The sequence below is a fragment of the Kitasatospora sp. MAP12-44 genome, assembly GCF_029892095.1.
Taxonomy (GTDB): Bacteria; Actinomycetota; Actinomycetes; order Streptomycetales; family Streptomycetaceae; genus Kitasatospora.
The window spans coordinates 3,459,447-3,473,102 of the sequence record NZ_JARZAE010000004.1 but is presented as its reverse complement, the minus strand read 5'-3'; the positions used below and the strand labels follow the sequence as shown (position 1 = coordinate 3,473,102).

21 protein-coding genes are annotated in these 13,656 nt (G+C 66.8%); 18 read left to right on the top strand and 3 right to left on the bottom strand.

Going from position 1 to position 13,656, the window contains the following annotated elements; all coding sequences use genetic code 11:
* Positions 1-93: 93 nt before the first annotated feature.
* From P3T34_RS16165 to P3T34_RS16155, 3 genes are all read right to left on the bottom strand, one after another.
* A complete protein-coding gene (locus P3T34_RS16165; RefSeq protein WP_280666730.1) occupies positions 94-1,365 on the bottom strand; it encodes an acyltransferase in 1,272 nt (423 codons plus the stop codon).
* 107 nt (positions 1,366-1,472) lie between these two features.
* A complete protein-coding gene (locus P3T34_RS16160; protein ID WP_280666729.1) occupies positions 1,473-2,990 on the bottom strand; it encodes a DUF2142 domain-containing protein in 1,518 nt (505 codons plus the stop codon).
* 158 nt (positions 2,991-3,148) lie between these two features.
* Complete coding sequence (locus P3T34_RS16155) at positions 3,149-4,387, bottom strand: acyltransferase (protein ID WP_280666728.1); 1,239 nt, start codon at positions 4,385-4,387, stop codon at positions 3,149-3,151.
* 723 nt (positions 4,388-5,110) lie between these two features.
* On the opposite strand from P3T34_RS16155, the gene rpsJ reads away from it, so the two are divergent.
* From rpsJ to rplR, 18 genes are all read left to right on the top strand, one after another.
* A complete protein-coding gene (gene rpsJ, locus P3T34_RS16150; protein ID WP_012785157.1) occupies positions 5,111-5,419 on the top strand; it encodes a 30S ribosomal protein S10 in 309 nt (102 codons plus the stop codon).
* Between the two features lie 14 nt (positions 5,420-5,433).
* Complete coding sequence (gene rplC, locus P3T34_RS16145) at positions 5,434-6,078, top strand: 50S ribosomal protein L3 (RefSeq protein ID WP_035800835.1); 645 nt, start codon at positions 5,434-5,436, stop codon at positions 6,076-6,078.
* Positions 6,079-6,082: 4 nt separating this feature from the next.
* Entirely contained in the window at positions 6,083-6,760 is a 678-nt protein-coding gene (rplD, locus tag P3T34_RS16140) for a 50S ribosomal protein L4 (RefSeq protein WP_280666727.1), read from the top strand.
* Positions 6,757-7,080, top strand: a complete 324-nt coding sequence (gene rplW / locus P3T34_RS16135) for a 50S ribosomal protein L23 (RefSeq protein ID WP_280672143.1) — start codon at positions 6,757-6,759, stop codon at positions 7,078-7,080. The genes rplD and rplW overlap by 4 nt, the downstream gene beginning before the upstream one ends.
* A 42-nt stretch (positions 7,081-7,122) precedes the next feature.
* Positions 7,123-7,959 (top strand): 50S ribosomal protein L2, encoded by an 837-nt coding sequence (gene rplB / locus P3T34_RS16130; protein WP_280666726.1) that lies wholly within the window; start codon positions 7,123-7,125, stop codon positions 7,957-7,959.
* 11 nt (positions 7,960-7,970) lie between these two features.
* The gene (gene rpsS, locus P3T34_RS16125; RefSeq protein WP_030232469.1) at positions 7,971-8,252 is read left to right on the top strand and encodes a 30S ribosomal protein S19; all 282 of its coding nucleotides are present in this window, start codon (positions 7,971-7,973) and stop codon (positions 8,250-8,252) included.
* 52 nt (positions 8,253-8,304) lie between these two features.
* The gene (gene rplV / locus P3T34_RS16120; protein ID WP_280666725.1) at positions 8,305-8,652 is read left to right on the top strand and encodes a 50S ribosomal protein L22; all 348 of its coding nucleotides are present in this window, start codon (positions 8,305-8,307) and stop codon (positions 8,650-8,652) included.
* A complete protein-coding gene (gene rpsC, locus P3T34_RS16115) occupies positions 8,652-9,488 on the top strand; it encodes a 30S ribosomal protein S3 (RefSeq protein ID WP_035800847.1) in 837 nt (278 codons plus the stop codon). Before rplV ends, rpsC begins: the two co-directional genes overlap by 1 nt.
* A gap of 5 nt (positions 9,489-9,493) precedes the next feature.
* Entirely contained in the window at positions 9,494-9,913 is a 420-nt protein-coding gene (rplP, locus tag P3T34_RS16110) for a 50S ribosomal protein L16 (RefSeq protein WP_057231329.1), read from the top strand.
* Complete coding sequence (gene rpmC / locus P3T34_RS16105) at positions 9,913-10,137, top strand: 50S ribosomal protein L29 (protein WP_280666724.1); 225 nt, start codon at positions 9,913-9,915, stop codon at positions 10,135-10,137. The genes rplP and rpmC overlap by 1 nt, the downstream gene beginning before the upstream one ends.
* Positions 10,137-10,418: a 30S ribosomal protein S17 gene (gene rpsQ, locus P3T34_RS16100; RefSeq protein WP_035800852.1), complete on the top strand. Its 282-nt coding sequence runs from the start codon at positions 10,137-10,139 to the stop codon at positions 10,416-10,418. The genes rpmC and rpsQ overlap by 1 nt, the downstream gene beginning before the upstream one ends.
* A 103-nt stretch (positions 10,419-10,521) precedes the next feature.
* Positions 10,522-10,893 (top strand): 50S ribosomal protein L14, encoded by a 372-nt coding sequence (gene rplN / locus P3T34_RS16095; RefSeq protein ID WP_035800854.1) that lies wholly within the window; start codon positions 10,522-10,524, stop codon positions 10,891-10,893.
* A gap of 15 nt (positions 10,894-10,908) precedes the next feature.
* Positions 10,909-11,220 (top strand): 50S ribosomal protein L24, encoded by a 312-nt coding sequence (rplX, locus tag P3T34_RS16090; RefSeq protein ID WP_280672141.1) that lies wholly within the window; start codon positions 10,909-10,911, stop codon positions 11,218-11,220.
* On the top strand, positions 11,220-11,798 hold the full coding sequence (rplE, locus tag P3T34_RS16085; protein ID WP_280666723.1) for a 50S ribosomal protein L5: 579 nt from the start codon (positions 11,220-11,222) through the stop codon (positions 11,796-11,798). Before rplX ends, rplE begins: the two co-directional genes overlap by 1 nt.
* 4 nt (positions 11,799-11,802) lie before the next feature.
* On the top strand, positions 11,803-11,988 hold the full coding sequence (locus P3T34_RS16080) for a type Z 30S ribosomal protein S14 (protein ID WP_035800856.1): 186 nt from the start codon (positions 11,803-11,805) through the stop codon (positions 11,986-11,988).
* 271 nt (positions 11,989-12,259) lie between these two features.
* Positions 12,260-12,667, top strand: coding sequence for a 30S ribosomal protein S8 (gene rpsH / locus P3T34_RS16075; protein WP_280666722.1), 408 nt, complete (start codon positions 12,260-12,262; stop codon positions 12,665-12,667).
* A gap of 22 nt (positions 12,668-12,689) precedes the next feature.
* Positions 12,690-13,229 (top strand): 50S ribosomal protein L6, encoded by a 540-nt coding sequence (rplF, locus tag P3T34_RS16070; protein ID WP_280666721.1) that lies wholly within the window; start codon positions 12,690-12,692, stop codon positions 13,227-13,229.
* Positions 13,230-13,232: 3 nt separating this feature from the next.
* A complete protein-coding gene (rplR, locus tag P3T34_RS16065; RefSeq protein ID WP_280666720.1) occupies positions 13,233-13,616 on the top strand; it encodes a 50S ribosomal protein L18 in 384 nt (127 codons plus the stop codon).
* Positions 13,617-13,656: the final 40 nt, after the last annotated feature.

The window sequence follows — 13,656 nt, the reverse complement described above, 5'->3', positions numbered from 1 at the left end:
CGGAGACGGACAACCGGTGTGTTGGCGCACCGGGCCGCGCGAGATTGTGCCTGAGACGGCCCGAGCAGACTACAGCCGAACACCCGAACCACTTCAGAGCGAGGTACGCCGGTGCCTGTTAGCGGCTCCGGATTCCACCGACTCGCGGGCCGCCGGTGCGGGCACGACGGCCGGCGCGGCGCCATCCATGGCGGGGCCGTGCGCGGCCGGACGCCCCCGCAGGAACGGCGGGAGGAGCTCGCCCAGCGTCCGGTCCTTCCACCGGAGCGCAGGACGCTCGACCAGGTGCCACGAGCAGGCCGCGGCGCCCAGTGAGACCGTGAACGCGATGGCGAGGTAGGGCAGCAGGCCCCACCGGTTGCCGTGGAACGCCACCAGCCCCTGCTCGACGATGAAGGAGTAGATGTACAGCCCGTACGAGAGGTCGACCTTCGAGCCGATCCGGGTCAGCGGACGCGGAGTACTCACGCCGCACCAGATGACCAGGTAGACGAAGGCGGGGATCCCGACCACGGTGAAGCCGCCGTAGTGGAACGTCCCCACGCACAGCGCGGCACTGACCAGGGCAAGCGAGCCGTGCACCGGCAGCTGCTCGCGGTAGAGCTGGGCCAGGGCGCCGAGACCGAAGATCACCATCAGCGGCAGCAGCTGGCTCAGGCTGATGGCGCCCAGGAACGGCAGGGTCCAGTTGTCCGGCGTGGGTGCGTAGATGTACGACCGCAGCTGCGGGGCGCCGGCCACGATCGTCCAGAGGTAGAGCCAGCCGCCGAGCACCAGCAGCAGGACGACGGCGCGGTTGCGCCGCAACACCTCGGTGGCTGCCAGCGCGGCCACCGCGAGGTAGCAGAGCATCTCCAGGCGGAGTGACCAGATCGACCCGTTGATCTCTCCGGGGATGGGCACGTGCGCGAGGATCCCGGAGATTCCCGCCTGGCCCCAGCTGAGCGACCAGTTGGCCTGGAGGTAGGCCCAGGGCCCGCTGGGGTCGTGGAGGTACCTGTGGAGCGGGATGCCGTCGTGCCTCGCCAGGATGGGCCCGGCGATGAAGACCGTCACCAGCAGGCAGGCCCAGAAGCCGGGAAGGATGCGCACCATGCGGTGCCACAGGAAGCGGCGAAGATTGATTCGCATCGCGCTCCGGGTGATCAGCAGCCCGGAGAGGGCGAAGAATCCGCAGACGGCGAGGTCTCCCAGGCCGACCTGGTGGTGGCTCGGCTCGTAGAGCGGTGAGCTGAGCCCGAAGCCGATCTGCCGCCCGTGCGCGACGACGACGGCCAGCGAGAGCAGCAGTCGCAGCAGGCCGAACCCGTTCTGTCTCGCTGAGAGCTTATCGGCCAGGGAAGGCCACGACCGCGGGCCTGTCATGCCGGGCAAGTGAACGCATCCTCCGAAGTTGTCACGGGACACGCGCAGCGAGCGGCCCGGTGGGGTTCGCCTCACCGGGCCGCTCGCTGCCGCTGTTCTGACGGTGCCTAGGCAGTGATCAGCTTGTCGCCGAAGGCGGAGGCGCCGCCGGGTGTGTCCGCGGCTCCGTCGTCGGTGGTGCTGACCCGCTCGCCGCAGTGCGCCAGGAGCAGCCACAGGGTTGCCAGGCAGCCGAGGCCGCTGACGCAGACCCACAGCATCCAGGTCCCCGGCGGGCTCCAGTGCGCGCTCATCATCAGCAGCGAGCCGTCCTCGCCGACGGTGTAGTTGCGCAGCGTCCAGACGAACGCGAAGAACTGCGCCGCCGCCAGCATCGAGCCGAGCAGCAGGAACAGGCGGGGGCGGAGCAGACCGGCGCCGGGGGAGCGCCTGACGATCACCGCGGTGGCGAGTATGGGGAGTCCCACCGCGTAGGGGAGCAGGTAGCGGCCCTGCCAGATCATCCCGACCGAGTGGGCCTCCAGGCCCTGGGCGAAGATCGGCAGCAGCACGATGGTCGTCCCCAGGCAGGCCAGGCTCAGGATGTCCCGCCACCTCGCGCAGGTCATCGCGAGCAGGACGAGCAGCAGTACGCCGCCGATCCAGAAGGCGATGCTGAGGAACGGCGCGCTGACGTCGAGCCAGCCGAAGTTGCCGATCATCTGCTGGAGGTAGTCGCCGGTCGACAGGAAGGTGTGCTTCGCCGCGGGCGCGAACGCGAGCGACGAGGAGGCCTTGATCGTCGAGTGGTCGGGGTGCATCCGGGTCCAGATCTCCGCGGTCACCAGCGCGAGCCCGATGCCGCCGGTCCACCACCAGGAGGCCCGCTCACGCAGCACCGCGCGCACCGCGCCGCCCTCGGCCGCCACCAGCCCGAAGAACGCGATGCCGGCGATCCACAGCAGTCCGAGCGGGCGGATCTCCAGCAGGATGATCGCCGGGATGGCGATCCGGGCCAGCCGGCGCCGCAGCAGATCGGGTCTGGGATCCATCAGGACGGCCAGCGTCGCCGTCCAGCAGAGCAGCGCGGCCGAGTTCTCCAGGCCGTTGGGGTTGACCACCCCGTTGAGGAACAGCACCATCGGCGTCGCGGCGGCCAGCACGCTCAGCTGCGCCAGTGCCGGGCGCCGCGACTCGGCGGCGGTGACCAGGGCGCTGGCCAGCAGCATCGCGGCGAGTGCGGCCGAGATCAGGCGCATCAGGTAGACACCGACGGGGCCGTTAACGAACAGGCTGGGCCAGCCGACGGCGATGTAGTAGAGCGGGTTGTAGCGCCCCGCGCTCGTGGTGGTGAGGGTCGTCCCGGTGGGTGCGGGCTTCACCCGCAGAGCCGACTCGCATTCGGTGGCCGCGTGGTGCGGGATGCAGTCGGTGTAGCCGTTCAGCAGCCCGTACCAGCTGGGGACCTTGACCTGCTGGACGGCCCAGGTGGTGTCGACGTTGGCGACGGTGAGCTGCTGCATCTTCTCGGTCCCGCTGAACTCCCCCCGGACCACGGCGGCCGCGTGGATCGCGTGTGCGGGCTCGTCCGGTGCGGCCATCAGCGGGGTGCCGATCGACCAGGCTCCCCCGAGCGCGAAGAACATCAGGAAAGCGCTGACCCACAGACGGCGTCGGCTCCGTGCAGGCCAGGAGATCATGGCCCTGAAGAACGTTATCACTTTGTGGCTTTCTTAAACGGAGTCGGCGACTCTGCGGTCAACTGGTCTTCCTGCCGTGCGAATCTCAGTCCGGCGACTGCACTCTATGTACGAAGCGGCTCATTATCGCCTGAGCGCACGGGTGCGCCAGCGCCTTCCACCCCGACCGGCGTAGTGCTGCGACGAGCCGGACGCCGCGCGAGGCCGAGGTTCTTCAGGCGCAGCGCGGGCTGCTCCACCAGGTGCCAGGACAGGGCTGCCAGGACGAGCGAGCCGGCCAGGCTCAGCAGGAAGAACGGGACCACGCCCCACCGGGCGAAGTGCAGCTCGGCGAGTCCCTGCTGGACGACGAAGGCGTAGATGTAGAGGCCGTACGAGTAGTCGCGCTTGCTGCCGATCTTGTTCAGCGGTGCGGGCATCCGCATCGCCGCGAAGATCAGCAGGTAGGCCAGCGCGGGCATTCCGAACAGCGCGAAGCCGCCGTAGTGCAGGGTGCCGGCGAAGACGGCGAGCGCGACCGCGGCCAGGACGCCGCTGATCGGCAGCCGGTCGCGGAAGAGCTCGGCGAGGGTGCCCAGGCCGAACATGAAGAGCATCGGGACCAGGTAGTCCGAGGACAGCGGCCCGAGCAGCGGCAGCGAGTAGCTGACCAACCCGTGCAGCGGCGCGTATGTCGTCATCCGCAGGTGCGGGAACGTGAGCGCGGTGCTGACCAGGATGTAGTAGGCCCAGGCCATCAGCAGGACGACCACCCAGCGCGCCCGGCGCAACACGGCCGCGGCGGCCAGGAAGCCGACGCTGAGGTAGCCCGCCATCTCGTAACGCAGCGTCCACAGCGAGCCGTTGAAGGCGCCGGCGTGCGGCACGTGGCCGAGCAGGTTGGCGATGCCGTACTGGGTGGAGCCCTCGGCCCAGTTGGCCCGCAGGTAGCTCCACGGGCCCGTCGGGCTGGAGAAGAGGGCGGACAGCGACTGCTTCTCGTGGATCGCGACCAGCGGTGCCATCACGAAGGCGGTCAGGAAGAGGCAGACCCAGAGCCCGGGCAGCAGGCGAAGCGCCCGGTGCCACAGGAAGCGGCCGGTGGTCAGGCGCATCCCGCTGCGGGTGATAAGGAGGCCGGAGAGCACGAAGAAGCCGGCGACGGCCAGCGCGCCGACGTTGGTCTGGTTGTGCGAGATGCCGACACCGAGGTCGGCCTTCCCGTAGCCCAGGGGGAAGGAGTGCGAGGCGATCACGGAGATGGCGAGCAGCAGGCGCAGCAGCCCGAACCCGTTCTCCCGCGACCAGCTGCTCGCCAACGTCGGTACGTTGAAAAGACGTTGGCGGAAACCTGATGTACTCATGGTGCTCGCCTCCCCTTACCTCTCCGAGGGCTCTCTGGTCTGTTCTGTCGGTTGGCCAGGTGGGCGGCTCGGAGTCCGCGGCCGGAGTGTGGTCGAGCGGGCATCAGCACCTGGGATCAAGTCCGGTCCCTCGGTGAGATGCTGAGGTCCATTTCCGAATCAGTTCGAACCGAAGGCTACCCGCACCCCATGAGGGCTCGCGCAGGAGGTGCGCGCAGAGGGACCGTTCGGGCAGCCGTGCGTCGTATGGGGATGCGCTGGTCGGGACTGCTCCGATTGGCTTCTACGCCATCTGGTGTGGCAGACTGTCCCAGTTGCTCGGTTGAGTGCCGATGCTACGCGCCTCCCGCCGGGAGGACTGGAAGCGAGTCCCAAGTACTCGTCGTTCCCGTGATGGCCGTTCATGTGTTCACGTGCTTTGTGTGAACGCAGTGGTGTGTAAGCGACACCGCGGCAGCTGCGGGGCGGACGTACGGGAATCTTCCGGGAAGCGTGGGCGGGGCCTCGACCCGGTACCTGGTGGGTGCAATGCCTGCCGATCCCGCAGAACACCGAAAAGGCCGCCTCGAAAGAGACTGGCCCTTTGGCTTTTTGCAAGCGAGGGCGCGACACGCCCGACCGCGTGGGTCGGAGGGTAACCACCCAGGGGTGCCACCGGACCCAATCCACCAGCGGATGAAGCCGGCCGTAGAGGCGACACGGACAAAAGGACTACTAGTAGCCATGGCGGGACAGAAGATCCGCATCCGGCTCAAGGCCTACGACCACGAGGTGATTGACTCCTCGGCGAAGAAGATCGTCGAGACCGTCATTCGCACTGGTGCGCAGGTCGCGGGCCCGGTGCCGCTGCCCACTGAGAAGAACGTCTACTGCGTCATCCGCTCGCCGCACAAGTACAAGGACTCGCGCGAGCACTTCGAGATGCGCACCCACAAGCGTCTGATCGACATCCTCGACCCGACCCCGAAGACCGTTGACTCGCTGATGCGCCTCGACCTTCCGGCCGGCGTCGACATCGAGATCAAGCTCTGAGAGGCGCGACGAAGATGGCAAAGCAGATTAAGGGCATCCTGGGCGAGAAGCTCGGCATGACCCAGGTCTGGGACGAGAACAACCGGATTGTTCCGGTGACCGTCGTCAAGGCCGGGCCGAATGTCGTGACCCAGATCCACACCGCTGATGGCACCGGCTACGACGCCGTGCAGATCGGCTTCGGCGAGATCGACCCCCGCAAGGTGAACAAGCCCCTCGCGGGTCACTTCGCCAAGGCCGGTGTCACCCCGCGCCGCCACCTGGTCGAGCTGCGTACCTCGGACGCGTCCGAGTACACGCTGGGCCAGGAGATCACCGCTGAGCTGTTCGAGGCGGGTGTCAAGGTCGACGTGACCGGCACCTCCAAGGGCAAGGGCTTCGCCGGTGTCATGAAGCGTCACAACTTCAAGGGCCTCGGCGCCGGTCACGGCGTGCAGCGCAAGCACCGTTCGCCCGGCTCGATCGGTGGCTGCGCCACCCCGGGTCGCGTGTTCAAGGGCATGAAGATGGCCGGCCGGATGGGCCACGAGCGCGTGACCACCCAGAACCTGACCATCCACGCCGTTGACGCGGAGAAGGGGCTGCTCCTGATCAAGGGCGCAATCCCCGGTCCGAACGGCGGCCTCATCCTCGTCCGCACCGCGGCGAAGGGGCTGTGAGGATATGAGCACCATTGACATCCTGTCGCCCGCGGGCGACAAGACCGGCACCCTTGAGCTGCCGGCTGAGATCTTCGACGCCAAGGTCAGCGTTCCGCTGATGCACCAGGTCGTCGTCGCTCAGCTCGCCGGCGCCCGTCAGGGTACGCACTCGACCAAGCGTCGTGGCGAGGTCCGAGGCGGCGGCCGCAAGCCGTACCGCCAGAAGGGCACCGGCCGCGCCCGTCAGGGCTCGACCCGCGCTCCGCAGTTCGCCGGCGGTGGCGTTGTCCACGGCCCGAAGCCGCGTGACTACTCGCAGCGGACCCCCAAGAAGATGATCGCCGCCGCTCTGCGTGGCGCGCTCACCGACCGGGCCCGTCACGACCGCATCCACGTCATCACTGGCGTGACCGCGACCGAGGCGCCGTCGACCAAGGCTGCCAAGGGCCTGTTCGGCAAGATCACCGAGCGCAAGAACATCCTCCTCGTCGTCGAGCGTGCCGACGAGCTGGGTCTGAAGAGCGCCCGCAACCTGCCGAACGTCCACATCCTGGACGCCGGTCAGCTGAACACCTACGACGTGCTCGTCTCCGACGACGTGGTCTTCACCCAGGCCGCCTTCGAGCGTTTCGTGGCGGGTCCCGCCGCGTCCGCCAAGGCTGTGGCTGCTGAGGGCGAGCTCGAAGGGAGCGCCGCCTGATGGCTGCAGAGATCACGAGCAAGACGTTCACGGACCCCCGTGACATCTTGGTGAAGCCGGTCATCTCGGAGAAGAGCTACTCGCTCCTCGACGAGAACAAGTACACGTTCGTCGTGTCGCCGGGTGCCAACAAGACCCAGATCAAGCAGGCCGTCGAGGCGGTCTTCTCGGTCAAGGTCGAGTCCGTCAACACGCTCAACCGTCAGGGCAAGCGCAAGCGCTCCAAGACGGGCTTTGGCAAGCGCAAGGACACCAAGCGCGCCATCGTGACGCTGGCTGAGGGCAACCGCATCGACATCTTCGGTGGTCCGGTCTCCTAACGGAGATCGTGCCGTCGATAAGGACGAGGACGAGAGAGCCAAATGGGCATCCGCAAGTACAAGCCGACTACGCCGGGCCGTCGTGGCTCCAGCGTGGCCGACTTCGTAGAGATCACGCGGTCCACGCCGGAGAAGTCGCTGGTTCGCCCCCTGCACAGCAAGGGCGGCCGTAACAACGCCGGTCGTATCACCGCTCGCCACCAGGGTGGCGGACACAAGCGCGCCTACCGCGTGATCGACTTCCGTCGTCACGACAAGGACGGCGTGCCGGCCAAGGTCGCGCACATCGAGTACGACCCCAACCGCACCGCGCGCATCGCGCTGCTGCACTACGCGGACGGCGAGAAGCGCTACATCATCGCCCCCGCGAAGCTGTCGCAGGGTGACCGTATTGAGAACGGCCCCGCGGCCGACATCAAGCCGGGCAACAACCTGCCGCTGCGCAACATCCCCGTCGGTACCGTCATCCACGCTGTGGAGCTGCGTCCGGGCGGCGGTGCCAAGATGGCCCGCTCCGCCGGCGCCGGTATTCAGCTGCTGGCTCGTGAGGGGCGCTTCGCGACCCTGCGTATGCCGTCCGGCGAGACCCGCATGGTGGACGCGCGTTGCCGCGCCACCATCGGCGAGGTCGGCAACGCCGAGCAGTCGAACATCAACTGGGGCAAGGCCGGCCGTATGCGCTGGAAGGGCGTTCGCCCGACCGTGCGTGGTGTGGCCATGAACCCGATCGACCACCCGCACGGTGGTGGTGAGGGTAAGACCTCCGGTGGTCGCCACCCGGTTTCGCCGTGGGGCAAGAAGGAGGGTCGTACTCGTAAGCCGAACAAGGCCTCGAACGCCCTCATCGTGCGCCGCCGCAAGACCAACAAGAAGCGCTAGGAGCAGGTCAGATGCCGCGCAGTCTCAAGAAGGGCCCCTTCATCGACGGCCACCTCATCAAGAAGGTGGACGTCCAGAACGAAGCGGGTACCCAGAACGTCATCAAGACCTGGTCCCGCCGCTCCGTGATCAGCCCGAGCATGCTCGGTCACACGATCGCGGTGCACGATGGTCGTAAGCACGTCCCGGTGTTCGTCACCGAGTCGATGGTCGGCCACAAGCTCGGCGAGTTCGCGCCGACGCGTACGTTCCGCGGTCACGTCAAGGACGACCGCAAGTCGAAGCGTCGCTAGTCGCCAAGCGGATAAGCAACGACTCATGACTTACACCAGCAAGGGGACAACCATGGAAGCCAGGGCCCAGGCGCGGTACATCCGCGTCACGCCCATGAAGGCCCGCCGCGTGGTGGACCTCATCCGTGGCCTGAACGCCACGGAGGCCCAGGCGGTCCTGCGTTTCGCTCCGCAGGCCGCTACCGTGCCGGTCGGCAAGGTGCTCGACAGCGCCATTGCCAACGCCGTGCACAACTACAACCACAACCCCGCGGACGACCTCGTGATCAGCGAGGCGTACGTCGACGAGGGCCCGACCCTGAAGCGGTTCCGTCCGCGTGCCCAGGGCCGCGCCTACCGGATCCGCAAGCGGACCAGCCACATCACCGTGGTCGTCAGCAGCAAGGAAGGGACCCGGTAATGGGCCAGAAGGTTAACCCGCACGGGTTCCGCCTCGGCATCAGCACGGACTTCAAGTCCCGCTGGTACGCCGACAAGCTGTACTCGGACTACGTCAAGGAAGACGTTGCCATTCGTCGCATGATGACGAAGGGCATGGAGCGCGCCGGTATCTCGAAGGTTGAGATCGAGCGCACCCGCGACCGCGTCCGGGTCGACATCCACACCGCCCGCCCCGGCATCGTCATCGGTCGCCGTGGCACCGAGGCCGACCGCATCCGCGGCGACCTCGAGAAGCTGACCGGCAAGCAGGTCCAGCTGAACATCCTCGAGGTCAAGAACCCCGAGCTGGACGCCCAGCTCGTGGCTCAGGGCGTCGCGGAGCAGCTGTCCTCCCGCGTGTCGTTCCGCCGTGCCATGCGTAAGAGCATGCAGGGCACCATGAAGTCCGGCGCCAAGGGCATCAAGGTCCAGTGCTCCGGTCGTCTCGGCGGCGCCGAGATGAGCCGTTCGGAGTTCTACCGCGAGGGTCGTGTGCCGCTGCACACGCTGCGCGCGAACGTCGACTACGGCTTCTTCGAGGCCAAGACGACCTTCGGCCGTATCGGCGTGAAGGTCTGGATCTACAAGGGCGATGTCAAGAACATCGCCGAGGTCCGCGCTGAGAACGCTGCTGCCCGCTCGGGCAACCGCCCGGCCCGCACCGACGCCCGCCCCGCGCGTGGCGGCGAGCGCGGTGGCCGTGGTGGCGAGCGCGGTGGCGCAGCCCGTGGCGGCCGTCGTCCGGCGAACACCGAGGGCGCTGCCCAGGTGACCGCCGAGGCGCCGGCTGTCGAGAGCACCGGAACGGAGGCCTGACCGACATGCTGATCCCCCGTCGGGTCAAGCACCGCAAGCAGCACCACCCGAAGCGCCGCGGCGCTGCCAAGGGTGGCACCGAACTCGCGTTCGGCGAGTACGGCATCCAGGCCGTCACCCCGGCCTACGTGACGAACCGGCAGATCGAGTCCGCTCGTATCGCCGTCACCCGTCACATCAAGCGTGGCGGCAAGGTCTGGATCAACATCTACCCGGACCGTCCCCTCACCAAGAAGCCTGCCGAGACCCGCATGGGTTCCGGTAAGGGTTCGCCGGAGTGGTGGATCGCCAACGTTCACCCGGGACGGATCATGTTTGAACTGTCCTACCCCAATGAGAAGGTTGCTCGTGAGGCGCTCACCCGCGCTGCTCACAAGCTCCCGATGAAGTGCCGGATTGTCCGGCGCGAGGCAGGTGAGAGCTGATGTCGGCCGGCACCAAGGCTGCAGAGCTTCGCGAGCTCGACAACGACGGACTCGTTGGCAAGCTGCGCGAGGCCAAGGAGGAGCTGTTCAACCTCCGCTTCCAGGCGGCGACCGGGCAGCTCGACAACCACGGACGGCTCAAGCTCGTCCGTAAGGACATCGCGCGGATCTACACCCTGATGCGCGAGCGCGAGCTGGGCATCGAGACGGTGGAGAACGCCTGATGACTGAGAACACCACCAACGAGACTGAGGCGCGCGGCTTCCGCAAGACCCGTGAGGGTCTCGTCGTCAGCGACAAGATGGACAAGACCGTCGTTGTCGCCGTCGAGGACCGCGTCAAGCACGCTCTGTACGGCAAGGTCATCCGCCGTACGAACAAGCTGAAGGCGCACGACGAGGCGAACGCCTGCGGCATCGGCGACCGGGTGCTCCTCGCGGAGACCCGTCCGCTGTCCGCGACGAAGCGCTGGCGCGTCGTCGAGATCCTCGAGAAGGCCAAGTAACGAAGTTGTCCGGGTACGGCCGTATGTGCATCGGGCCCCTCGCGGGGCGCCGGTGTGAGCAGCGGCCGGCCCGTCAACTCTCGTTGACGATCAGGAGAAAGCTGTGATCCAGCAGGAGTCGCGACTGCGGGTCGCCGACAACACGGGCGCAAAGGAAATCCTTTGCATCCGCGTTCTCGGTGGTTCCGGTCGCCGCTACGCCGGTATCGGGGACGTCATTGTCGCGACCGTCAAGGACGCGATCCCCGGTGGCTCGGTGAAGAAGGGTGACGTCGTCAAGTGCGTCATCGTCCGCACCGTGAAGTCGCGCCGTCGTCCCGACGGTTCGTACATCCGGTTCGACGAGAACGCCGCGGTTGTTCTGAAGAACACCGATGGTGACCCCCGTGGAACCCGCATCTTCGGCCCGGTGGGCCGCGAGCTGCGCGACAAGAAGTTCATGAAGATCATCTCGCTTGCGCCGGAGGTGCTCTAACCCATGGCGAACAGCATGAAGATCAAGAAGGGTGACCTGGTTCAGGTCATCACCGGCAAGGACCGCGGCAAGCAGGGCAAGGTCATTCAGGCCATGCCCGAGGCCAACAAGGTTCTCGTCGAGGGTGTGAACCGGGTCAAGAAGCACACCAAGCCCGGCCAGGGCACCGCCGGTGGCATCATCACCGTCGAGGCCCCGGTGCACGTTTCCAACGTGCAGCTGGTCGTCGAGAAGGACGGCAAGAAGGTCGTCACTCGCGTTGGTTACCGCTTCGATGACGAGGGCAACAAGATCCGCGTTGCCAAGCGAACCGGTGAGGACATCTGATGTCTGAGACGACCATCGAGAACGTCGAGAAGGTGGCCCCCCGCCTCAAGACGCGTTACAACGACGAGATCAAGCCGCAGCTCAAGGAAGAGTTCTCGTACGAGAACGTCATGCTGATCCCCGGCCTGGTCAAGGTCGTGGTCAACATGGGTGTGGGCGAGGCCGCCCGCGACTCCAAGCTGATCGACGGTGCCATCCGCGACCTCACCGCCATCACCGGCCAGAAGCCGGCGGTGACGAAGGCTCGCAAGTCCATCGCGCAGTTCAAGCTGCGTGAGGGTCAGCCGATCGGCACCCACGTCACCCTTCGCGGTGACCGCATGTGGGAGTTCCTGGACCGTCTGGTGTCGCTGGCTCTGCCGCGTATCCGCGACTTCCGTGGTCTCTCCCCGAAGCAGTTCGACGGCCGTGGCAACTACACCTTCGGTCTGACCGAGCAGGTCATGTTCCACGAGATCGACCAGGACAAGGTCGACCGTCAGCGCGGTATGGACATCACCGTCGTGACCACCGCCCAGACCGACGACGAGGGCCGGGCGCTCCTGCGCGCTCTGGGCTTCCCGTTCAAGGAGGCGTAAGCACATGGCGAAGAAGTCCCTTATCGCGAAGGCCGCTCGTAAGCCGAAGTTCGCGGTCCGTGCCTACACGCGCTGCCAGCGCTGTGGCCGTCCGCACTCGGTGTACCGCAAGTTCGGCCTGTGCCGTGTCTGCCTCCGTGAGATGGCGCACCGCGGCGAGCTGCCGGGCGTCACCAAGAGCTCCTGGTAGTCCAGGACCTCGGGTAACGCCAACGCGAGACACAGTGGTGTCCGACCCCACATCACCTGCTTTTGGGCTCTCGTACGAGATCCCGTAAGGTAGTGGGGTCGGGCCCCCTGTCGCGGCAGCTCCATAGCTGCTCGTGATCTTCTTCGGAAGGCTCGCACCCAGTCTTACTAACGCCGCAGGTCCCCTGCGTCTGTGCCCCCGTCGCACTCCTCGGAGTGCGACGGGGGGACCTGGCGCGGAGAAACCACGGCGAGAGAGGCCTGAGGCCATCATGACCATGACCGACCCCATCGCAGACATGCTCACGCGTCTGCGTAACGCGAACTCGGCGTACCACGACACCGTGGCGATGCCGGCTAGCAAGATCAAGTCGCACGTCGCGCAGATCCTGCAGCAGGAGGGTTACATCTCCAGCTGGAAGGTCGAGGAGCCGCAGGAGAACGAGGTCGGCAAGAAGCTGACCATCGAGCTCAAGTTCGGCCCCAACCGCGAGCGCTCGATCGCTGGTATCAAGCGCATCAGCAAGCCGGGCCTGCGGGTCTACGCAAAGTCCACCAACCTGCCGAAGGTGCTCGGCGGCCTGGGCGTGGCGATCATCTCCACGTCTTCGGGTCTCCTCACCGACAAGCAGGCCGCCAAGAAGGGCGTAGGCGGAGAAGTTCTCGCCTACGTCTGGTAATTCGGGAAACGGAGGTACAGCAATGTCGCGTATTGGACGGCTGCCCATCCCGGTTCCCGCCGGCGTGGACGTCACCATCGATGGCCAGACGGTCGGCGTGAAGGGCCCCAAGGGCACCCTGACGCACACCGTTGCCGCGCCGATCGAGATCAGCAAGGACGAGACCGGCACCCTGGTCGTCTCGCGCCCGAACGACGAGCGTCAGTCGAAGGCCCTGCACGGCCTTTCCCGCACGCTGGTGGCGAACATGATCACCGGCGTGACCGCGGGCTACCGCAAGTCGCTGGAGATCAGCGGTGTTGGTTACCGTGTCGCAGCGAAGGGCTCCAACATGGAGTTCCAGCTCGGCTACAGCCACCCGATCCTGATCGAGGCCCCGGAGGGCATCTCCTTCGTGGTCGAGTCGCCCACCAAGTTCCACGTGGACGGGATCGACAAGCAGCTGGTCGGCGAGGTTTCGGCCAAGATCCGCAAGCTGCGCAAGCCCGACCCGTACAAGGCCAAGGGCGTCAAGTACGCGGGCGAGATCATCCGCCGCAAGGTCGGAAAGAGCGGTAAGTAAGCCATGGGTCTTTCTGTCAAGATCGGCAAGGGCAACGCCTACAAGCCCTCTGCCCGCAAGCGCCGCGCCATCCGCGTTCGCAAGCGCGTCACCGGCACCGAGGTTCGTCCTCGTCTGGTCGTGACCCGCACGAACCGCCACATCTTCGCCCAGGTCATCGACGACGCCAAGGGTCACACCCTCGCGTCGGCGTCCACTCTCGACGTGTCCGTCAAGGGCGTCGAGGGCGACAAGAGCGAGCTGGCCAAGAAGGTCGGAGCCCTGGTCGCCGAGCGCACCAAGGCCGCCGGCATCGAGACGGTCGTTTTCGACCGTGCGGGCAACCGTTACGCGGGGCGCATCGCCGCCCTGGCGGACGCCGCCCGTGAGGCTGGGCTCGACTTCTAAGCCGCTCGTCGGCTCAGTCGACGGACGTAATCGAGAGAGG